The organism is Rugamonas sp. FW305-51 (genome assembly GCF_058786935.1).
The window spans coordinates 125,409-145,368 of the sequence record NZ_JBYSZG010000009.1 but is presented as its reverse complement, the minus strand read 5'-3'; the positions used below and the strand labels follow the sequence as shown (position 1 = coordinate 145,368).

General features: G+C 65.8%; 18 protein-coding genes and 1 tRNA gene. 4 read left to right on the top strand and 15 right to left on the bottom strand.

The genetic code is table 11. The features are described 5' to 3' along the window. The first annotated feature begins 172 nt into the window (after window positions 1–172). On the top strand, window positions 173–2,512 hold the full coding sequence (locus AC3WOS_RS09250; protein ID WP_492715619.1) for an FdhF/YdeP family oxidoreductase: 2,340 nt from the start codon (window positions 173–175) through the stop codon (window positions 2,510–2,512). On the opposite strand, the gene fdhD is transcribed toward AC3WOS_RS09250, so the two are convergent. From fdhD to AC3WOS_RS09220, 6 genes are all read right to left on the bottom strand, one after another. Further along, on the bottom strand, window positions 2,509–3,312 hold the full coding sequence (fdhD, locus tag AC3WOS_RS09245) for a formate dehydrogenase accessory sulfurtransferase FdhD (RefSeq protein WP_492715618.1): 804 nt from the start codon (window positions 3,310–3,312) through the stop codon (window positions 2,509–2,511). The two genes, AC3WOS_RS09250 and fdhD, sit on opposite strands and share 4 nt — an antisense overlap. A 69-nt stretch (window positions 3,313–3,381) precedes the next feature. Next, a complete protein-coding gene (locus AC3WOS_RS09240; RefSeq protein WP_492715616.1) occupies window positions 3,382–4,155 on the bottom strand; it encodes a GNAT family N-acetyltransferase in 774 nt (257 codons plus the stop codon). Between the two features lie 106 nt (window positions 4,156–4,261). Continuing rightward, complete coding sequence (locus AC3WOS_RS09235) at window positions 4,262–5,014, bottom strand: hypothetical protein (RefSeq protein WP_492715615.1); 753 nt, start codon at window positions 5,012–5,014, stop codon at window positions 4,262–4,264. A 93-nt stretch (window positions 5,015–5,107) separates the two neighbouring features. Next, a complete protein-coding gene (locus AC3WOS_RS09230; protein ID WP_492715614.1) occupies window positions 5,108–6,562 on the bottom strand; it encodes a Ppx/GppA phosphatase family protein in 1,455 nt (484 codons plus the stop codon). A 106-nt stretch (window positions 6,563–6,668) separates the two neighbouring features. Then, window positions 6,669–7,832, bottom strand: a complete 1,164-nt coding sequence (locus AC3WOS_RS09225) for a GGDEF domain-containing protein (RefSeq protein ID WP_492715613.1) — start codon at window positions 7,830–7,832, stop codon at window positions 6,669–6,671. A gap of 36 nt (window positions 7,833–7,868) precedes the next feature. Next, entirely contained in the window at window positions 7,869–8,144 is a 276-nt protein-coding gene (locus AC3WOS_RS09220) for a hypothetical protein (protein WP_492715612.1), read from the bottom strand. A 230-nt stretch (window positions 8,145–8,374) separates the two neighbouring features. On the opposite strand from AC3WOS_RS09220, the gene AC3WOS_RS09215 reads away from it, so the two are divergent. Further along, the gene (locus AC3WOS_RS09215; protein ID WP_492715611.1) at window positions 8,375–9,085 is read left to right on the top strand and encodes a fused MFS/spermidine synthase; all 711 of its coding nucleotides are present in this window, start codon (window positions 8,375–8,377) and stop codon (window positions 9,083–9,085) included. Between the two features lie 20 nt (window positions 9,086–9,105). On the opposite strand, the gene AC3WOS_RS09210 is transcribed toward AC3WOS_RS09215, so the two are convergent. Beyond that, window positions 9,106–9,594 (bottom strand): acyl-CoA thioesterase, encoded by a 489-nt coding sequence (locus AC3WOS_RS09210; protein WP_492715610.1) that lies wholly within the window; start codon window positions 9,592–9,594, stop codon window positions 9,106–9,108. 203 nt (window positions 9,595–9,797) lie between these two features. Here AC3WOS_RS09210 and AC3WOS_RS09205 point away from each other — a divergent pair, with 203 nt between their 5' ends. Further along, on the top strand, window positions 9,798–13,310 hold the full coding sequence (locus tag AC3WOS_RS09205) for a response regulator (protein WP_492715609.1): 3,513 nt from the start codon (window positions 9,798–9,800) through the stop codon (window positions 13,308–13,310). 178 nt (window positions 13,311–13,488) lie between these two features. On the opposite strand, the gene AC3WOS_RS09200 is transcribed toward AC3WOS_RS09205, so the two are convergent. From AC3WOS_RS09200 to AC3WOS_RS09185, 4 genes are all read right to left on the bottom strand, one after another. Further along, on the bottom strand, window positions 13,489–13,857 hold the full coding sequence (locus AC3WOS_RS09200; protein ID WP_492715608.1) for a hypothetical protein: 369 nt from the start codon (window positions 13,855–13,857) through the stop codon (window positions 13,489–13,491). Window positions 13,858–13,993: 136 nt separating this feature from the next. Then, entirely contained in the window at window positions 13,994–14,137 is a 144-nt protein-coding gene (locus AC3WOS_RS09195; protein ID WP_492715607.1) for a hypothetical protein, read from the bottom strand. A 185-nt stretch (window positions 14,138–14,322) separates the two neighbouring features. Continuing rightward, window positions 14,323–14,493, bottom strand: a complete 171-nt coding sequence (locus AC3WOS_RS09190; protein ID WP_492715605.1) for a hypothetical protein — start codon at window positions 14,491–14,493, stop codon at window positions 14,323–14,325. 161 nt (window positions 14,494–14,654) lie between these two features. After that, window positions 14,655–15,185, bottom strand: coding sequence for a hypothetical protein (locus AC3WOS_RS09185; RefSeq protein WP_492715604.1), 531 nt, complete (start codon window positions 15,183–15,185; stop codon window positions 14,655–14,657). Window positions 15,186–15,367: 182 nt separating this feature from the next. Here AC3WOS_RS09185 and AC3WOS_RS09180 point away from each other — a divergent pair, with 182 nt between their 5' ends. Next, window positions 15,368–16,078, top strand: coding sequence for a hypothetical protein (locus AC3WOS_RS09180; RefSeq protein ID WP_492715603.1), 711 nt, complete (start codon window positions 15,368–15,370; stop codon window positions 16,076–16,078). A 148-nt stretch (window positions 16,079–16,226) separates the two neighbouring features. Here AC3WOS_RS09180 and AC3WOS_RS09175 read toward each other — a convergent pair whose 3' ends face one another. The 4 genes from AC3WOS_RS09175 to AC3WOS_RS09160 form a co-directional block, all read right to left on the bottom strand. Further along, on the bottom strand, window positions 16,227–17,090 hold the full coding sequence (locus tag AC3WOS_RS09175) for an amino acid ABC transporter substrate-binding protein (RefSeq protein WP_492715602.1): 864 nt from the start codon (window positions 17,088–17,090) through the stop codon (window positions 16,227–16,229). 311 nt (window positions 17,091–17,401) lie between these two features. Continuing rightward, window positions 17,402–17,492, bottom strand: a tRNA-Ser gene (locus tag AC3WOS_RS09170). A gap of 108 nt (window positions 17,493–17,600) precedes the next feature. Beyond that, window positions 17,601–18,893: a serine--tRNA ligase gene (gene serS, locus AC3WOS_RS09165; RefSeq protein ID WP_492715601.1), complete on the bottom strand. Its 1,293-nt coding sequence runs from the start codon at window positions 18,891–18,893 to the stop codon at window positions 17,601–17,603. 179 nt (window positions 18,894–19,072) lie between these two features. Then, the gene (locus tag AC3WOS_RS09160) at window positions 19,073–19,903 is read right to left on the bottom strand and encodes an alpha/beta fold hydrolase (RefSeq protein WP_492715600.1); all 831 of its coding nucleotides are present in this window, start codon (window positions 19,901–19,903) and stop codon (window positions 19,073–19,075) included. Window positions 19,904–19,960: the final 57 nt, after the last annotated feature.

The window sequence follows — 19,960 nt, the reverse complement described above, 5'->3', positions numbered from 1 at the left end:
GTCCGCAAGCCGCCGCAATGCAAGCACATTCCAATCTGGCCGGAACGGCCGCAGGGAACCAGATCAAGCTGTTTGCAAAAGATTAATGAGGCACTATACTCCGCACTGCCCCGCCGCCGCCCGCGCCCGGCAGGGCCGGAGACAGCCTATACTGAAAATCGGAGCACACCGCATGGACGACAAGAAACCGGGCCGCATCGAGCCCTACACGCACGCCGCCGCCGGCTGGGGCGCGCTCAAGCAAGTGGCGATCAACCTGGTGCGTGAAAAGGTCAGCGGCAGCAATTACAGGAGCCTGCTGGCGCAAAACCAGCCCGACGGCTTCGACTGCCCCGGCTGTGCCTGGCCCGACCGCGAACATACGTCCACCTTCGAATTTTGCGAGAACGGCGTCAAGGCCGTGGCGGCGGAGGCCACCAGCAAACGGGTGCGGCCGGACTTCTTCGCCCAGCATACGGTGGGCGCCCTGCTGCAGCAGTCCGACTACGAGCTGGAACAGCATGGCCGCCTGACCGATCCCATGGTGTACCACCACGCCAGCGACAAATACGTGCCCATTTCCTGGGACGGCGCCTTTGACCTGATCGCGCGCCACCTGAAGGCGCTGCCCGATCCCAACCAGGCCGCCTTCTACACCTCCGGCCGCACCGGCAACGAGGCCGCCTTCCTGTTCCAGCTATTCGTGCGCATGTACGGCACCAACAACTTCCCGGACTGCTCCAACATGTGCCACGAGCCCACCAGCCGCGGCCTGCCCGGCACCGTGGGTACGGGCAAGGGCACCGTCACGCTGGAGGATTTCGAACATGCGGACACGCTGCTGATCTTCGGCCAGAACCCGGCCACCAACCATCCGCGCATGCTGGGCGAACTGCGCGACTGCGCCAAACGGGGCGCCACCATCGTCTCCATCAATCCGCTGCGCGAACGAGGGCTGGAGCGCTTCACGTCGCCGTCCCACCCGCTGGAGATGCTGACCAACGCCAGCACGGCCATCGGTTCGCTGTTCATCCAGCCGCGCCTGGGCGGCGACTTCGCCCTCATCAAAGGCGTGGCCAAGCGCCTGCTGGAACTGGATGACGCGGCCCTGGCGGCCGGCCAGGCGCGCCTGCTGGACCTCGATTTCATCGCCGAACATACGAGCGGCTTCGACGCCTTCGCCGACGACTTGCGGCAACAGGACTGGGACCAGCTGATCGCCGAATCGGGCGTGCCGCGCGAGCAGATCGAGCGCCTGGCGCAGATCTACGCCAACGGCCAGCGCGTGATCGCCACCTGGGGCATGGGCTTGACCCAGCACAAGGGCGCCGTGGCCACGATCCAGATGCTGTCCAACCTGATGATGATGCGCGGGAACATCGGCCGCCTGGGCGCCGGCCTGTGCCCCGTGCGCGGCCACTCCAACGTGCAGGGCGACCGCACCATGGGCATCGAGGAAAAGCCCACGGCCGCCTTCCTCGACCGGCTGGGCCAGGTGTTCGGCTTCACCCCGCCGCGCCAGCACGGCTACGACGTGGTGGCCACCATCCAGGCCATGCTGGACCACAAGGTCAAGGTGTTCTTCGGCATGGGCGGCAACTTCGCCATGGCCACGCCCGACACCCCGCTCACCTTCCAGGCCCTGCGCGCCTGTGCGCTGACCGTGCACGTGGCCACCAAGCTCAATCGCAGCCACCTGGTGCACGGCAAGGATGCCCTGCTGCTGCCCACGCTGGGCCGCACCGAGATTGACCTGCAGCACGGCGTGGCGCAAGGGGTGACGGTGGAGGATTCGATGAGCATGGTGCACCTGTCCTACGGCATGAACGCGCCGGCCTCGCCCAACCTGCTGTCGGAGACGGCCATCGTAGCGCGCATGGCCGAGGCCACGCTGGGCAGCGCGCTGGTCGACTGGAACTGGTACGCGGCCGACTACGCCCGCATTCGCGACGCAGTGGCCAGGGTGTTCGACGATTTTTACGACTTCAATGCGCGGGTGAGCAAGCCGGGTGGCTTCCACCTGAAGGTGGCCTCGCGCGCGCGCGAGTGGCGCACGGCCAGCGGCCGGGCCCAGTTCCTGGTGCGGACCGTCGACACCGACACCCCCATCCACCGCGCCCGCGCCATCCACGGCGCGCGCCTGATGACGCTGATGACGGCCCGTTCGCACGACCAGTACAACACCACCATCTATGGCATGGACGACCGCTACCGGGGCGTGTACGGCATGCGCCGCGTGGTGTTCGCCAACCGGGCCGACCTCGACATGCTGGGGCTGCAGCCGGGCGGCTGGGTCGATCTGGTGAGCGTGTGGGACGATGGCGTGGAGCGCCGCGCAGACGGCTTCCTGCTGGTGGAATACGACATCCCGCGCGGCTGCCTGGGCGCCTACTTCCCGGAGACGAACCCGCTGGTGCCGCTGCACAGCACGGCCGACGGCGCCGGCACGCCCACTTCAAAGTCGATTCCCGTGCTGCTGCATCCGGCAACGGCGCCGGCCAATGCGCCGGTCAGCACGACAGCCAGCACCTAAGCGTACTGCACGCAGCCATCCTCGCGGCAGAAGCTGACCAGCGCGAGGCCGGCCCGTTCGGCGATGTCGATCGCCAGCGTGCTGGGGGCGGAAATGGTGGCCAGCATGGGGATGTCCATGCGGGCGGCCTTGCGTACCAGCTCGTAGCTGGCACGGCTGGACAGGAACACGAAACCGCGCCGCATGTCCTCGCCCTGCCGCGCCAGGTGGCCGATCAGTTTGTCGAGGGCATTGTGACGGCCCACGTCTTCGAACACGTGGACGATGGCGCCGTCCGGATGGCACCAGGCGGCCGCGTGGACGCCGCCGGTCGCTTGCATCAGCAATTGGTGTTGCGCCAGTTCGCGCGCCGCGCGCGCCACGGCCGGCGCGGGCGCGTGCCCGAGCGCCGGCGCGCTGATGCGCGGCGGTTGCAGGTCGAGCTGCGCCAGGGAGTCCACGCCGCATACGCCGCAGCCGCTGCGCCCGGCCAGCGTACGGCGCCGCTCCTTCAGCCGCATGAACGCCTGCTGGCAGATGGTCAGCTCCACTTCGGCGCTGTCGGCGTGCTGGCGCAGCACCAGGTCGTAGATGTCGTCGCGCCGCTCGACCACCCCTTCGGACAGGGCGAAACCGAGCGCGAACACTTCCAGGTCGCGCGGCGTGGCCATCATCACCGCTTGCGAAACGCCGTTGAACACCAGCGCCACCGGCATTTCCTCGACCACGCGGTCGGTGGTGCGCGCCTGGTCCGGGCCACGGTGGCGTACCACGCTGCGCTGCTGGAAACCAGCCCGCTCCAGCTCTGTGTCAAATAGCATGCTGCCTCCGCGCTCGTATCATCTTGCCATGATACATGCGCGGACGCGGCCATGCAGCATCTCAGCTTCTCAGGCGGGAGCGCCCTCGCCGGCCACGCCGTAATGGCGCGCGTAGCGGGTATCCAGGTTCCCCAGCGGCAGCAGCAGGAACAAGTCGGCGCTTTCAAAATCAGGGTCCCAGGCCGGTTCGCCGCAGATCCACGCGCCCGAGCGCATATAGCCTTTCAGCAGCGGCGGCACTTGCGCCTTGCCGGCCGCTTCCAGCTTGCTGATGGGGAAAGGCAGGTGCGGCGTGACGCGGTATTCGGGCGGCGCCATGTGCTGGCCGGCCAACGCCTGGTACACGGCGACGGCATTGTGACCGCCGTCGGCCAGGCTGATGCTGGCGCAGCCGATCAGGTAGTCGCAGCGCTCGCGCCGCATGTACTCGGCCAGGCCGGACCACAGCAGCATGATGACGCTGCCGCCACGGTAGTCGGGATGGATGCAGGCGCGGCCCGCTTCCACCATGCGCCCGCGCAGGTTGTTCAGGCGGCCCAGGTCGAATTCGTTTTCGGAGTAGAGGCGGCCCAGCTTGCGGGCGCGCGTGGCGCTGAGCAGGCGGTAGGTGCCCACCACTTCCAGCGTGTTGGTGTCGCGCACGATCAGGTGATCGCAGTGCTCGTCGAATTCATCGCTATCGAGGCCATCGTCGCGGGCCAGCGAACTGAGTCCCATCGTTTCGATGAACACTTTGTAGCGCAAGCGCTGCACTTCATGCAGCTCTTCCGGTGTGCTTGCCATGCTGAGGACCAGCTTGGCCGACGCTGCCCTGACGTCTGCTTGTACGATCGAATGTTGCATGCTTCATCCTTTCAGTGGGAGACGAAGCAAGCGTAACGGTCTAATACTTCAAGAAAATGACAAAGCGGTGTCTTTTCCGTGACATCAGGGCGGCGTTGTTTTTTTGCTAGTTTTTCTTCGGACGGCCCGTTTTCAGCTGGGGAAGCGCGGACAGCACATTCTGCAGCGTGGCCAGGTCGATCTGGCTGATCAGGGCCACGCCGATGCGCAGCAACTCGCTCTTCTTGATCTCAAAGCCCGCTTTCAGGCAGGCTTTCTTGACCTGGCCCAGCACCGCGTACTCCTGTTCGGGCATGGTGAAGCTGTCGCGCACCAGCTTGTCCTTGCGCTGCTTGTCCTTGGCCGGTTCCACCGGACGGACGGCGGGCGCCTTGGCGGCGGCCTTGGGGGCAGCCTTGGCGGCGGTTCTGACGGCTGGCTTGCTCACTGCCTTCGGCGCGGCCTTGGCGGTAGCTTTGACGGCAGGCTTGGCTGCCGCCTTAGGTGCAGCCTTAGGTGCAGCTTTGGCGGCTTTCGGCGCAGCTTTTACGGCAGCCTTCGGCGCGGCTGCTTTCGATGCGGCTGCTTTCGATGCGACCGCTTTCGGTGCAGCCGCTTTCGGCGCGGCTTTCGCTGCCGGCTTGGCGGCGGCCTTCACAACGATCTTGGTCTCGGCCTTGGCAGCCGGCTTCGCAGCCGGTTTGGCCACAGGCTTGGCGACGGCCTTGGCGCCGTCCTTTACGGCCGGCTTGGCGGCAGCGGCGCGCGTGGCGGGCCGGGCCTTGGCGACCGGCGCCGGGACGATCTTGGGCAGCGGGGCCGCCTTGCCGTTGGCAACCGGCTCGCCGGCCGTGGATTTCATGGCGATTGCTTTGCTCATAAACACTCCTCATTAACAATATAAACAATATATACTATTTTTGAAAATTGTGTTTGAGCAATATCATGCCCGGCAGCGCCGGCTCTCAGCCCCTCAGGCGTTGGCGCGGATGCTGAAGTCCACCCCCACCTCGTCCCACAGCTCCTGCTCCTTCTCCATCCAGTACGACACGGTGGGATGGTCGCTGACCCAGTCGCGCCGGATTTCCAGCTCGATGCGGTTCTTCATGCGCAGCTTGAGCTGGCGGAAATCGACATCGATGCGCGCGTGCATGAACAGGATCGCCAACCGCAGCGCCACCACGGCCTTGGCGAAATCGGGCTCGGTGAGCGCCTCGCCCACCTTGCGCAGGTTGCCCTTCTGGGCCACGATCAGACGGCTCATGGTCTTCTGCTCGCGCGTGGTGAAGCCCGGCAGGTCGGCGTTCTCGATCATGTAGGCGGCGTGCTTGTGGTAGCCGGTCTGCGACACCACCAGTCCCACCTCGTGCAGCAGCGCGCTCCAGAACAGGTGGCGCGTGTAGGCGTCGGTGGCCGGCTTCATCTGCGCGTACAGGGCCAGCGCGTCGTCGGCCACGCGCTCGGCGCGGCGCTCGTCGACATGGAACTTCTGCTGGAAGGCGCGCACCGACTGCTCGCGCCGGTCACGCTTGGTCGAACGCAGGTACAAGTCCCACATTACGCCCATGCGCAGGCCGGCCTCGATCGGCTGCACCACGGGGATGTCCAGTTCGTGCACCAGCGCGATCATGATGGCCAGGCCGCCGATGATGGTGGAGGCGCGCTCCGGGCGCAGCCCCGCCAGTTCGATCTTGCTCACGTGGCCGATCTGGATGAAGCGCTGCTTGAGCGCCTCCAGCGTGGCGGCGTTCATCTCGCGCCCCAGGCCGTTCTTGACGATGATCTCGGCCAGCGTGCGCGCCGTGCCGGATGAACCGTAGCACTGGCGCCAGTACTGGGGATGGTAAGGCGGCGCCGCATCCTCCAGGTGGCTGCGGGCCGACAGGATGGCCGCCTCGAACGAGGGCGCGTCGATCCGGCCGCCGACGAAGAACGACAGGCTTTGCTTGACCGTACCCAGGCTGAACGACTCGACCCGCTCGATCTCCTGGCCACGTCCCAGTATCAGCTCGGTGGAGCCGCCGCCGATGTCGATCACCAGCCGCCGCTCGCCCGGCAGCGCCAGCGCGTTGGACACGCCCATGTAGATCAGGCGTCCCTCCTCCTCGCCGGAGATCACTTCGATGGGGTAGCCGATGGCCTGTTCGGCGGCCGGCAAGAAGGCGGCCGCATTGCGCGCCACCCGCATGGCCGAAGTGGCCACCACCCGCACCGCCTCCAGCTGGTAGGCCGCCAGCGTGATGCTAAAACTCTTGAGGCAGTTCAGGGCCGCCTGCATGGCCGCCTCGGTCAGGTTGCCGTTGGCGTCCAGGCCGGCGGCCAGCCGTATCGGTTCGCGCACGCTCTTGAGCACGCGGATGGCTTCGCCATCGTGTTTGCCGATGTGCAGGCGGAAACTGTTGGAACCTAAATCTACTGCTGCGTACATAGGAGAAGCCTCTTATCTGATGACCACCGCGAAGGCTTTCAGAATACCGGGTGAAAAATCCTCATACAGTAAGCGCTGAATGTGACAGGCCGATGACAGGCCCGCCTCAGGCTTCCAGCGCGCTTTCCGCGCGCGCCTCCACCACCCGGTTGCGGCCGGCCAGCTTGGCTTGCTGCAGCGCTTCGTCGGCCCGCTTGAACAGGCTCACGGCGCTGTCCTCGGCGCGGATGGTGGTCACGCCCAGGCTGGCCGTCAGGTTGATGACGGCCCGCTCGGTCTTGACGGGGTGGCCAGCCACGGCGTTGCGGATGCGTTCGGCCACCATCAGCGCGTCGGCCAGCGAAGTGCGGGGCAGCTGGATGGCGAATTCGGCGCCGCCCAAGCGGCCCATCAGGTCGCTGTCGCGCAACTGCTTCTTGCACACGTCGACCATGGTTTTGAGCACCATGTCGCCCACCGGGTGGCCGTAGCTGTCGTTGACGCGCTTGAAATGGTCGAGATTGAGCACGATCAGGGCGGTGGGCATGCCGGGCCGGCGCGCCAGCGCCATCCACGGCGTCAGGGCCTGATAGAAGCCGCGCCGGTTGGGCACGTCCGTCACCGTGTCCACCGTTTCGAGCCGGGCCAGTTCGCCCTGCAGCGTCTCGCGCGACAGCAACAGGTAGCCGAAGGCGTTGGTGAGCATCATCAGGTACAGCACGGCCAGGCCCAGCCACTGGATCATGCCGCCGCTCACCCAGCCCCAGCCGTCCGGCTGCAGCACGGACAGCATGCCGCGCGCGGCCACGGCCAGCGACAGCAGCAACATGGTCACCACCAGGAAGCGGCGCAGCATGCTGCCGTCGCGCCAGCGCAGGGCCAGCGCCACCACCCCGGCCAGGAAGAAGCCGGCCACGATCAGCGAGCCGGCCGCCGCCCGCAACGGCTGCTCCAGTTCGCCCAGATAGCCGGCCAGGAACACGGCCACGGCCACGCCCAGGGCCGGCGCCAGGTAGCGCCGCCAGATGGGGCGGCCCGCCAGTTCCCACAGGGCGGCCGCGTCCAGCGCCATGCCGGCGAACAGCAAGCCGTTGCCCACGCCGATGCACAGCAGGTCGGGCAAGGTGCCGCGCAGGTACAGCAGCAGCCACGCGCCGGCCTGGCACTGCTTGGCCACGGCCCAGGTCGACAGGCTGAGCGTCTGCTTGCGCTCGTATTCAAAAAAGAACAGCGCCGCGCACAGGCTCAGATTGCCCAACGCCAGCGCCAGCAGCAGTGTTTTGATATCCATGGATGAAAGGATGCGGGGCGCGCCGGGCGCGCCCGGTTACACCTCGTGTTCGACGTTGGTGCTGCCGTCGCCGATCTTGCTGCTCCACGCCTGGACGAAGAACTGCTTCTCGTCCTCGGTGGGCGCTTCGTGCCAGAATACGATCAGCGTGCCCTTGTGGTCATGAATCTGGGAAAACTTTTCGATGAAACCCTGATTGCCGGCCTGGTCGGCCAGCGCCACCACGTAGCCGTACACGCGGGTCAGGCGCTCGATACGGTCCGGCTCGGTGAAACTGTTGGTTGCGGTAATGGTGGGGTGGTCTAGAAACATCTTTCTCTCCAATGAGGCCGCCAGCAGGGCTGGTCCTGGCTTTCGCCAATGTACCTACAAATTTTCCATCTGTAAATGCGGATGACCGGCCCGGGGGCCGCATGCTACTATAAAAACACGCCCGGCGCCCGTCAACTGCCTGGCAAACGCCCAGTTCACCGCCCACCTGTCCCATGCCGCCACCGCCCGATCCGCATCCAGCCCAGCCGCCCTGCCCGCCCGCGCCCCGCGTGCGCACCCGCGGCGACTGGCGCTCGCTCGAATTCCTGCCCGGCATGGTGCAAAGCGAAATGCGGCTGTCCCGGCCCGACGATCTCGTGCTCAGTTACGCGCGCGCCATGATGTGCTTCGTGCTGTTCCAGCCGCAGCCCGAACACATCCTGATGGTGGGCCTGGGCGGCGGCTCGCTGGTCAAGTTCTGCCACCGCTACCTGCCGCGCTCGCGCATCACCGTGCTGGAATTGCGGGCCGACGTGATCGCCCTGCGCGACCAGTTCGCCATTCCGCCCGACGATGCGCGCTTGCGCGTGATCCACACGGACGCCACGCACTACATGGCCGGCCAGAACGGCTGCGCCGACGTGCTGCTGGTGGACGGCTTCGACGAGGCCGGCCTGCCGCCGGCGCTGGGTAGCGCCAGCTTCTATGCCGACTGCCGGCGCGCGTTGCGTCCCGGCGGCGTGCTGGCGGCCAACATCTTCAGCTACGACCCGCACTACCCGGCCATGCTGCGCCGGCTGCGCCAGACTTTCCAGAACCAGTTGTGCTGGTTCCACGGCATGGCCGGCAACAACCGCATCGTGTTCGCCGTCAAGGGCGGCGGCCGTTCGCCGGCCCTGGCCATGCAGCGCCGCGTGGCGCGCCGCCAGGGGCTGGGGCTGGCCCTGCTGAACCGGCTGCTGGCGCACTGGGTCGTCATGCGCCTGCGCTGGGGGCGCTAGCGCCGGCGCCAGCGTCTATCCTATTCGGCCGCCTTCTTCTTGGCGCCATGCACCATCTGGCGCGCCTGCTTGCGCAACTGGGCCTGGGCGTAGCGCGATTGCTGCTCCGGCGTTTCCGGCACCAGCGTGGGCACGGCCACCGGCTTGCGGTTCTCGTCCACCGCCACCATCGTGAAGTAGCAGCTGTTGGCGTGACGCACCAGGCGCTGCTGGATATTTTCCGTCACCACCCGTATCCCCACTTCCATCGAAGTGCGGCCCGTGTAGTTGATCGAGGCCAGGAACGTCACCAGCTCGCCCACGTGGATAGGCTGCAGGAACATCACCTGGTCCACCGACAGCGTGACCACATAGCTGCCCGAATAGCGGCTGGCGCAGGCATAGGCCACGCTGTCGAGGTATTTGAGGATGGTGCCGCCGTGTACGTTGCCGGAGAAATTGGCCATGTCCGGCGTCATCAGCACGGTCATGGTCAGTTCGTGGGCGGACCAGGTCATCGGTTTTTCCATAGTTGTTCCAGTGGGTGGGGATGGGGGATGTCGCCATCCTATCTGCTCGGCCCGCCGCTAGCAAATAAATAGCCTGCAACAACTTGATTGCACATTTGCAAGTCACAGGTTACAAAGCCCTGCCCAGATGGTAAGGTATGCTACCTGCCGGCCATGCCGCCCCCCGCAATCCGCTCCCCAGCCCGCAACAACGAGCCCGTCCCATGCCATCCAGTCCCCCGCCCGCGCCCAACCTCGAAACCCTGGTCAAGCTGCGCAAGCTGTTTACCCGGCTGGTGGCGGCGGTGGGAGCCGTGCTGCTGATCCTGTCCATCTTCGTCGTCCACGCCCTCAACCAGAGCCGGCTGCGTTACTACGCGGCGGCCGAGGAAACGTCGCGCAACCTGTCGGTCGCGCTGGAAAACTTCCTGCTGTCGCACTTCCAGGAAGTGGAACTGTCGATGCGGCGCGCGGCCCAGGAATATCGCGCCATGCAGAGTGGCGGCCACTTCGACGACGCCGCCTTCAGCGCCTACCTGCGCACGCTCAAGGAGCGCACGCCCCACGCCAACTCGGTGCGCGGCTCGAACGCGGACGGCCTGGTGATCTACGGCGAGGAAATCGACCTGGCCCACCCGCAAGATCTGAACATCCGCGAATTCTTCCAGCGCGCCCGCACCGACCGCGAGCTGATCATCGGCGTGCCCGTCAAGTCGCGCATCAGCAACGAGTGGGTGCTGCCGCTGATGTACGCGCTCACCAAGGCCGACGGCAGCTTCGGCGGCACCGCCTACGTCAACATGAACACCTCGCGCATCACCGAGCTGTTCGCCTCGCTCAACACGGGGCCGCGCGGCGTCATCACCCTGCTCGACAGCCAGCGCCGCATCCTGCACCGCTACCCGGAATCGTCGGCCGTCGTGATCGGCAGCCCGGTCAGGCTGTCGGCACAGACGGAAGCGATGCTGGCGGCCGGCAAGCCGCACGCCACCTACCGCGCCGAGAGCCGGCTCGACGGCCAGCACCGCGTGTTCAGCGTCGAGCGCATCGGCAACTATCCGATCTATGTGCTGGTGGGGCTGTCGAGCGACGACTTCCTCGCCCCGTGGTACAAGGAAATCCGCAACGCCTCCCTCTTCCTCACCGTGATGTACCTGCTGGCCGGGGCCTTCCTGGCCAGCGTGCGGGTGGCGATGCGCACCCAATACCGTTCGCTGACGCAGCTGGTGGAAAAGGATGCAGCCCTGCAAAGCTCGCTCGCCCGGCTGACGGCCTCCGAGTCGCGCTGGCGCTCGCTGACGGAAGGCTTGCCGCAAATGGTGTGGACCACCACCCCAGCCCTGCGGCTGGACTTCCTCAGCCACCACTGGCACGACTACACGGGCGTGCCGACGGCGCAATTGCTGGCGCGCGAGCATTGGTCGGCCATCGTCCACCCGGACGACAGCGCGGCGCTGGAGGCGGCCTGGCAGCTGGCCCAGGCGAACGGGCGGGAATTCCGCTGCGACTGCCGGTTGCGCCACCGCGACGGCCAGTGGCGCCTGTTCGACAACCACGCGCTGGCGCAGCGCGACGGCGACGGCAAGGTACTGAGCTGGGTCGGCAGCAGCACCGACATCACGGAAGCGCGCGCCGCCCACGACGCCCTGCTGCTGGCCAAGGAGCAGGCGCTGCAGGCGGGCCGGGCCAAGTCGGAATTCCTGGCCAACATGAGCCACGAGATCCGCTCGCCCATGAACGCCGTGCTGGGCATGCTGCAGCTGCTGCAGCAGACGGCCCTGGACGGGCGCCAGCACGACTACACCACCAAGGCCGAGACGGCGGCCCGCGCGCTGCTGGGCCTGCTCAACGACATCCTCGACTTTTCCAAGGTGGAGGCGGGCAAGCTGGCGCTCGATCCCCACCCGTTCAGCCTGGACAAGCTGTGGCGCGACCTGGCCGTGATCCTGTCGGCCAACGTGGGCGACAAGAACGTGGAAGTGCTGTTCCGCATCGACCCGGCCTTGCCCTCGTGGCTGGTGGGCGACGCCCTGCGCCTGCAGCAGATCCTGCTTAACCTGGCCGGCAACGCCATCAAATTCACGGCCTCGGGCGAGGTGGTGCTGTCGGCCCGGCTGGCCGGGCGCAGCGAGCGCGGCCTGTCGATCGCGTTCGCCGTGCGCGACACCGGCATCGGCATCTCGCCCGAACATTGCCGCCACATCTTCGACGGTTTTTCCCAGGCCGAGGCGTCGACGGCGCGCCGCTACGGCGGCACCGGCCTGGGCCTGGCCATCAGCCAGCGCCTGGCACGCCTGATGGGCGGCACCTTGAAAGTGGACAGCACCCCGGGCCAGGGCAGCGAATTCAGCTTCGTGATCGAGCTGCAAACGGCGCCCGAACCGGCCGAACCGGTCGCCGCGCTGCAGGGGGCTAGCCTGACGGACCTGCATGGGCTGGCATGCCTGGTAGTGGACGACAATGCCAGCGCGCGCCAGATCCTGAGTGAAATCGCGCTCTCGTTTGGCTGGCAGGTGGAGGTGGCCGACAACGGCTACGACGCGCTGGCCGCCGTGGCCCGGCGCGACCCCGACCGTCCCTACGACGTGGTGTTCATCGACTGGCGCATGCCGTCGCTGGACGGCTGGGAAACGAGCTGGCAAATCCGCCGCCTGCTGCCGGAAGGCAAAACGCCGCTGATCGTCATGGTCACCGCCTACGACCGCGAACTGCTGGCCCAGCGCCAGGCCGAACTGGAGCCCGTGCTCGACGGGGTACTGGTCAAGCCGGTCACGGCCTCCATGATGTTCAACGTGGTGGCCGAAGCCCGCCTGGGCCACCATGGGCCAGCCGTGGCGGTGGCGCCCCGCTCCCAGCAACGGCTGGCCGGGCTGCGCCTGCTGCTGGTGGAGGACAACGCCACCAACCAGCAAGTGGCGGGCGAACTGCTGGGCAACGACGGCGCCGACGTGGAAGTGGCCGGCTGCGGCCAGGCCGCCATCGACGCCCTGCTGCGCTCAGGCCAGCAGCCCGACCTGATCCTGATGGATATCCAGATGCCCGACATGGACGGCTACCAGGCCACGCGCCTGATCCGCGAACGGCTGGGCGAGCTGGCCCCGCCCATCGTGGCCATGACGGCCAACGCCATGCCGGCCGACCGCGCCGCCGCGCTGGCGGCGGGCATGGTGGATCACATTGGCAAGCCGTTCGACCTGGCCCAGCTGATCGCCGTCATCCTGCATCACACGCGCCCGGACACGGCAGACGGCGCCACGACCGGAACCGGGCACGGCGGCGCGGATGCCGGCGCGATTGCCGGCGCTGACACGGTCATTGAACAGCATGCCGATACGGTTACCGCGCCGACCATCGCGCCCGTCCCGGCCGTCAGCCTGAACAGTGCGGCCGCCCTGGCCCGGATGGGCGGCCTGGAAGCCGTCTACCTGATGACCCTGCGCAGCTTTGGCGCCGAAGCGGAACGCAGCGGCGCCGCCCTGCGCCTCGCCGTGACCGAACACCGGCTGGACACGGCGCCAGCCTTGCTCCACACGCTCAAGGGCGTCTCCGGCACGGTGGGCGCGGAGGCGCTGGCGGCACTGGCGGCGCAGGCCGAAGCGACCTTGCGCAGCACGGCCGATCCAGCCGTCTGCACAGCCCAGATCGAAGCCGTGCTGGCCGCGCTGCCCGTCACCGCCGCCGCCATCGACCAACTGGCCACGCGGATGGAAGCGCAAGCGGGCGGGCGCGCCGCCTGAGGTCGGTGACGACCGGCGGAGCGAAGCGAGCCATCAGGCAATAGCGGCCGTGGTGACTGTGGTGGCCGTGGCCGTGGTAATTGTGGTGACTGTGGTGACTGTGGTGACTGTGGTGACTGTGGCGGCCGTGGTAGCAGGCCGGCGCGGGCCAGGCCGCGCCGCTGCCGGGGACGGGCGCTTACAGACCCTGGCTGTCGATATCGGCCAGCGATTCGCGGCCCTTGTCGGTGAGTTCGTAGCCGGCATCGCCGGCGCGCACTGCGATGTGGGCTTTCTTGCCCAGGAAATTGGCCACGTCCGCTTCCAGCGTGGCGTGCGGATCGGCCGCCAGTGCCCGCATGCCGATGATGCAGCGGCGCAGGAACAGGGCTTGCTCGCCCTTGTCGGTGAGCGACAGGCGGCCATTCTTGGCCACGCTGAACAGCTTGAGGCCGGCCAGGCGCTTGGTATTGCGGCCCACGCAGGCGCTCACACGCTCACCCTTGAGGCCACGCGCCACTTCGGCCAGTGCGTCGTATTCGTCTTGCGTTAATTTCTCGTTTTTCATTGCCATTTTTTCCATAAGAGACTGCTGCGGCCCTCATGGTACGCGCCCGGCCCCGCATCGGCAAGGCAAGCCGGTCCCGCAGCGCCTCCCTGGCGGAGGACGCCCGGCACAGCCCGCGGGTGGACTGTCAATGGAATTACTTGAACGCTCGTATCGCCAGCCACACCAAGCCTATGCTGGCAAAGGCGCCGACCCAGAGAATCACTTGCACACGCTTGCTGTTCAGCACTGCTACGCTGCGGCGGCCGAGGTAGATTTTATTGTGTAAGGAATTGCCCATGATGGCCTCCGTGAACAGAAAAACGATGTCGTGAGTAAATTATATGAACTCTTCCGTGACGGCTGTGTGACCGCGGACACAATACCTAAAATTTGTATCCGACAAGCAACAAAAATGAAAGAAGCATACGACTGCAGCGGCACCCGGTGAAGGCACCGCTGCGCTACGCCCCCACGCCACCGCGCTCACGTCTGGATCGGCGCCTGATGCGGGGTGGGCTCCTCGATGGGCGCGTGGTCGGGCGACGGCATCTCGTCCGGCGGCGGCTCTTTCTCGGGTTTCGGGGGCGGCATATCCGGCTCCGGCGTCGTGTGGGCGCGCCGGGCGGGTGTAATGGGGAAAGCAGTAGGTGTCATCTTGAGATCCTCCTGAACGGCCGGGCAAGCACTGCCCTTCCCTATCAGATCGGGGGCGATCAGGAATTATCAAGAGGATACCGGCAGCGCGGCGGCGCCGGCAGGAGACGTGCGCTCCGGGCCGGCACTGCGCCCAAAAGCGCGGCGCCGCCCCGCCAGCCTCAGCGGCTGATGGCCGTCAGCAAGACGAAGGTTTCATGACGGATGGCAGGCTCCGCCTCCTTGAAAGCCTTGTCGGCCTTGACATAGGCGGGCCGCTTCAATTCCACCTTTTCCTTGGCGGTGGGCACGGGCGCCGTGTCGAACAGCGAGGGGCCGCTGTTATAGGTTTGCTTGAGCACGCGCTGGCCGTAGCTGGACTGGTAGTAGTGCGTCATCTCCTTGGCCGTCTCGGCCGACAGCAGGCGCGCCACGGGAATGGACAGGCGCTGGTAGATCTGCTCGGCGGGAACCTTGTCCAGCTTGTCGAACACGGCCTGGCGCTGCTGGGGCGTGGGATAGCGGCTCATGCCGGCCGTGGCCCGCATCATTTTTTCAGCCTGCATGGCGGCCAGCAGATCGTGCGCGGCCTGCACTTGTGCCGCGTCCGGCATGGACGGGGCTGCGGGTCCCGCCGCGGCGCCAGCCGTTGCCGAGACCAGGTTTGCGGCCGCCATCAAGCCGGCCAGGGCCAGCATCTTCATCGATTTCATTGTTGCTCCGGAAGTTGCGCGGCACTGCGCGCGAGGCAGCATCATATTATCGATCAGGCAAATATGCCAAATTTTCATGACGTGCGGAACCGGGGACGAACAGGTGACTTATGCGGTAAAGTGGCCGGATTTCACCGCCCATCACCGAATGTCGGCAAGTTCGTGCCGCCAAGAGAAAGATCATGACAATGACTGTATTACCGTTCCGGGCGACCAGCGCCGAGGCTTGCCTGTGGCTGGAACAGCAAACCCTGACCCCATGGACCCTGGCGCGCCTGATCGAGCATGGGCTCACGCCCTACGTCTGGCTGGAGTACGACGCCGCCTATCCCGACCTGTTCGGCGATGCCAATGGCGGTTATGCGGCCCCCATCTTTTTCGAAGGTGACACCCGGCGCCTGGCCGCCGGCAGCGAAGACGTGCTCATCACCATGACCAAGGATGCGTACCGGATCGTCGTGACGCTCCCGCCGCCGGGTTTCCGCCGCGCCTTGCACGAGTTGCGCTTCCAGAAGAAGGACGTGGAGCGGCTGGCAGGCAAACTGAAACACGAGGCCGAGCCGGCCGTCGTCAAGGTCGAGACGGCCCGGGAATCGCAGGATGGGATCGGCAAGGAGCAGGTGCTGACGGCGTTTGCCGGCATGGTCAAGCTGGATCTGGAACAGGCGCTGGCCAGCGGCGGCGGCATTTTTGGCGACGACGGCGCCCGCGTCAAAGGCAGCGCCAGGAAGTCGAAAAACAAGGCTATCTGGAATCCGGTCACGCTGGCGCTCGGCTTGCATGAAGTGCACCGGGTTCCCATCTCGCACCTGAAACGCGCCTTCAACGGGCATGACTTTCTGGCGCCGTGGGCGGCGCAGTGGGAGCAGTCCCTGGCATTGCTGGGAAAGTAAGCCACGCTGAAGCTGCCACAGCGCCGGCCGCCACGCCACACGTGCATCGGCCGCATCGACCGCAGCGGCGCGCCGCGCGCCGGTCGCAAGGCGCCGCGCGCTGTCGTGGCGGACCAGCGCCCGCCACGGCTATCAGGACGGAGCGCCCTTATTTGCCCGAATTTTTCAGTTCGTGTTTCAGGCTTTCGCTCATCGGGAACTTGAAGGTCGGGGTGAGGAACCACTTGCTGTAGATCTTGGCGAATTCCCCCGAGGCGTTCAGTTTCGCCAGGGTGGCGTCGACCACCTGTTGCAGCGGCTTGTTATCCTTGCGCATCATGATGGCGATCGGATCGCTCGACAGCGCATCCTTGAGCAGCACAAAACCTTTCGGATTACTGGCGGTGGCGGCCAGCTGCGCCAGCTGCACGTCGTCATGCACAAAGGCGTCGACCTTCTTCTGCTGCAGCGCGCCGAACGATTCCACATTGTCGTGCGACTTGACGAACTGGATGTGCAAGCCCTTGTCCATATCGGCCTTGGCCAGCAGCGGCGCGCCGGACGCACCCTGGTTGACGATCACGCGTTTGTCCTTCAGGTCGGCGACGGACTGGATGCCCGAATCGGCGCGCACCATGATCTTGGTATCGGCGAAGAAGATGGGCGTGGAAAACGCCACTTCCGTCGCGCGCTGGGGCGTGATCGAAGTGGAGCCGCACTCCAGGTCGACCGCGCCATCCTTCACCTTGGCCATGCGGTCGCTGGACGAGACCTGGACATAACTGACCTTCAGGTCCGGCTGGGCCAGTTCCTTCTTGATGGCCTCGACCACGGCGCCGCACAGATCGATGGTGTAACCGGACGGCTTGTGCTGCCCGTCGGCAAACGAGAACGGCTGCGACGCCTCCCGGTAGCCGATCGCGATGGCGCCGGGCTTGCTCAGCTTGAGCTGACTGCTAACCTCGCCGCCCACCGCATGGGTCATCACGCCCAGCAGCGTGGCCGCCAACACTAGCGCTTTATCGTTCAACATTATTTGTCTCCCTGGTTATTGGATGTAAACGTAAGGAGATAGCAATCGACGTGCCAGTCTGGCGCGGACAGCACGCTGTTGCAAGCGCTTGATTTTGCGATGGTTTCCCCGGACCAGGCCGGACTGCGGCAGGCTCGCCTCCAACAACTTGGACGTTGCGGCGATATGCTGTATGAATAATTGAACTGGGCAGATAACGATCTGCCATCCCACACCAGGACAGCATCGGATGGACCAAACACAAAAAAACCGCCGGCCCGGTGAGGGAACGACGGTTTCCTTGATGCCCATCTAACTGACTGGACAGTGTTTGGCGGAGAGGGTGGGATTCGAACCCACGGTAGGGGGAAACCCTACGCCTGATTTCGAGTCAGGTACATTCGACCACTCTGCCACCTTTCCGGGTCTTGCTACTGTCGCTTGCTGCTGCGAAGGCAAAATTATAGCAGAGCAAAACTGAATTGGAAGGGCAAACGCAAAAAATATGTTCGCCCAACCTCACAATGTCGCTCAGGCTGCCTTCAGATGCGTCAGCCCGCCCATGTACGGACGCAGCGCGGCCGGGATCTCGACGCTGCCGTCGGCCTGCTGGTAGTTTTCCAGCACGGCCACCAGCGTACGGCCCACGGCCAGGCCGGAACCGTTCAGCGTGTGCAGCAATTCCGGCTTGCCCTGGGCATTGCGGAAACGGGCCTGCATGCGGCGCGCCTGGAACGCTTCACAGTTCGACAGCGACGAAATCTCGCGGTAGGTGTTCTGCGCCGGCAGCCACACTTCCAGGTCGAAGGTCTTGGTCGCGCCAAAGCCCATGTCGCCCGTGCACAGCGACATCACGCGATATGGCAGGCCCAGGCGCTGCAGGATGGTTTCCGCATGGCCCACCATTTCGTCCAGCACCTGGTAGGAGGTGTCGGGATGCACCACCTGCACCATTTCCACCTTGTCGAACTGGTGCTGGCGGATCATGCCGCGGGTGTCGCGGCCATAGCTGCCCGCTTCCGAGCGGAAGCAAGGGGTGTGAGCCGTCATCTTCAGCGGCAGCGCATCGGCCGCCAGGATTTCGTCGCGCACGATGTTGGTCAGCGACACTTCCGACGTCGGGATCAGGTAGAAGGTTTCGCCCTCGCCTTCCGCGCCGCCTTTTTTCACCGAGAACAGGTCGGCTTCAAACTTGGGCAGCTGGCCCGTGCCGCGCAGCGAGTCGGCGTTGACCATGTACGGCGTGTAGCATTCCGTGTAGCCGTGCTCGTCGGTGTGGGTGTTCAGCATGAACTGGGCCAGCGCGCGGTGCAGGCGGGCGATGCCACCCTTCATCACGGAGAAGCGCGAGCCGGTCAGCTTGGTGGCCACGTCGAAGTCCAGGCCCAGCGCGGCGCCCACGTCCACGTGGTCCTTGATCTCGAAGTCGAAGCTGCGCGGGGTGCCCACGCGGCGCACTTCCACGTTGGCGGCCTCGTCGGTGCCCACCGGCACGGATTCGTGCGGCAGGTTGGGAATGGCCTGCATGAAATCGCCCAGCTTGGCTTGCACGGCCGACAGTGCCGTCTCGTTGGCTTTGAGTTCGTCGCCCAGGCCGGCCACTTCCGCCATCACGGCCGACGTATCTTCCCCCTTGCCCTTCATCATGCCGATTTGCTTGGACAGCGAATTGCGCTTGCCTTGCAGTTCTTCGGTACGGGTCTGGATCGCCTTGCGTTCCGCTTCGAGGGCGTTGAAACCGGCCACGTCCAGCTGGAATTTACGCGTCGCCAGGCGCTCGGCGACGGTGGCTATGTCTTTACGGAGGAGTTGGATATCTATCATGGGGGAAAACTTGCCGTTATATCGAAAACGCAATTGTACCAAGAGGATGCCGTTTATTTGCGAGTTTTGCGCCTCCGGCCTGGCGCCGGCCCGGGCCAGGCCGCCAGCACGCCGATCCGCCGGTTCCGCAATGGGTCAGCAGCCGGTGGCAGGCGGCAATTGGCAGGGCGCAGGCCAACTCAATTCGCCCGCACGGCCGACGCCGCCGCTGCGACGGCCGTCTCGCCCAGCCAGGCAGCAACGGCCTCGTTGAACGCTTCCGGCTGGCGCACCATGGGCCAGTGGTCGGCCTTGAAGCCCAGCACCCGGCTCGATGGCCGGGCATCGAGCGCCTCGGCCCACGGCCGCGAATGGAACATGAATGGTTTCTTGCTGCCGTAGATGAACAGCATGGGACAGGCCGGCTCGAAGCGCTTGCGGTCGCGGTAGGAGCCGTGGGCGCCGGTCCAGGTGATGTAATAGGGGAAGTTCATGGCCGAACTGATGTAGCGCGGATCGGCCGGCACCTTCATCAGGCGCACCATGAAATGCGTCATCCAGTCGCCCATGCGGCCACCCACCTTCCAGGCCACGGCCAGCCAGACCTGGTACCACACCACCATCAGCTTGGCGCCCTGCGACAACGACTTCACGTAGTCCTGGGATTCCACGTCGCCGATGTCCACGCCCACGATGCGCGACACCAGCTCCGGATGGCGCATGTAGAACTGGTAGCCGAACACGCAGCCCCAGTCGTGCAGCATCAGCGTCACCTTGCGGCCGGGGCTGACCTGGGTGACGATGCGCTCGAACAGGGCCAGCATTTCGGCCAGACTCCAGGCGCGGCGCGGCTTGCTGCAATCGAAGCCGGGCAAGGTGAAGCGTACGCAGCGGTAATGGGGAGACAGCGCGGCCACCTGGGCGTCCCACAGCCGATAGGTATCGGGCCAGCCGTGGAGCATGACGATGGTTTCCTGCCCCTCCCCTTCCACCAGGACGTCGATACCTTCGATCTGCAATTGCTGCTTCATGGCTACTCCTTGGGTGTGCGCCGTTCCGGCATTTTGTACATATTAACAACACTTTAT

Bases quoted from the DNA above. Each gene is read 5' to 3' on its own strand.
- AC3WOS_RS09250 (WP_492715619.1), top strand. From the start codon at position 173: ATGGACGACAAGAAACCGGGCCGCATCGAGCCCTACACGCACGCCGCC.
- fdhD (WP_492715618.1), bottom strand. From the start codon at position 3,312: ATGCTATTTGACACAGAGCTGGAGCGGGCTGGTTTCCAGCAGCGCAGC.
- AC3WOS_RS09240 (WP_492715616.1), bottom strand. From the start codon at position 4,155: ATGCAACATTCGATCGTACAAGCAGACGTCAGGGCAGCGTCGGCCAAG.
- AC3WOS_RS09235 (WP_492715615.1), bottom strand. From the start codon at position 5,014: ATGAGCAAAGCAATCGCCATGAAATCCACGGCCGGCGAGCCGGTTGCC.
- AC3WOS_RS09230 (WP_492715614.1), bottom strand. From the start codon at position 6,562: ATGTACGCAGCAGTAGATTTAGGTTCCAACAGTTTCCGCCTGCACATC.
- AC3WOS_RS09225 (WP_492715613.1), bottom strand. From the start codon at position 7,832: ATGGATATCAAAACACTGCTGCTGGCGCTGGCGTTGGGCAATCTGAGC.
- AC3WOS_RS09220 (WP_492715612.1), bottom strand. From the start codon at position 8,144: ATGTTTCTAGACCACCCCACCATTACCGCAACCAACAGTTTCACCGAG.
- AC3WOS_RS09210 (WP_492715610.1), bottom strand. From the start codon at position 9,594: ATGGAAAAACCGATGACCTGGTCCGCCCACGAACTGACCATGACCGTG.
- AC3WOS_RS09205 (WP_492715609.1), top strand. From the start codon at position 9,798: ATGCCATCCAGTCCCCCGCCCGCGCCCAACCTCGAAACCCTGGTCAAG.
- AC3WOS_RS09200 (WP_492715608.1), bottom strand. From the start codon at position 13,857: ATGAAAAACGAGAAATTAACGCAAGACGAATACGACGCACTGGCCGAA.
- AC3WOS_RS09195 (WP_492715607.1), bottom strand. From the start codon at position 14,137: ATGGGCAATTCCTTACACAATAAAATCTACCTCGGCCGCCGCAGCGTA.
- AC3WOS_RS09190 (WP_492715605.1), bottom strand. From the start codon at position 14,493: ATGACACCTACTGCTTTCCCCATTACACCCGCCCGGCGCGCCCACACG.
- AC3WOS_RS09185 (WP_492715604.1), bottom strand. From the start codon at position 15,185: ATGAAATCGATGAAGATGCTGGCCCTGGCCGGCTTGATGGCGGCCGCA.
- AC3WOS_RS09180 (WP_492715603.1), top strand. From the start codon at position 15,368: ATGACAATGACTGTATTACCGTTCCGGGCGACCAGCGCCGAGGCTTGC.
- AC3WOS_RS09175 (WP_492715602.1), bottom strand. From the start codon at position 17,090: ATGTTGAACGATAAAGCGCTAGTGTTGGCGGCCACGCTGCTGGGCGTG.
- serS (WP_492715601.1), bottom strand. From the start codon at position 18,893: ATGATAGATATCCAACTCCTCCGTAAAGACATAGCCACCGTCGCCGAG.
- AC3WOS_RS09160 (WP_492715600.1), bottom strand. From the start codon at position 19,903: ATGAAGCAGCAATTGCAGATCGAAGGTATCGACGTCCTGGTGGAAGGG.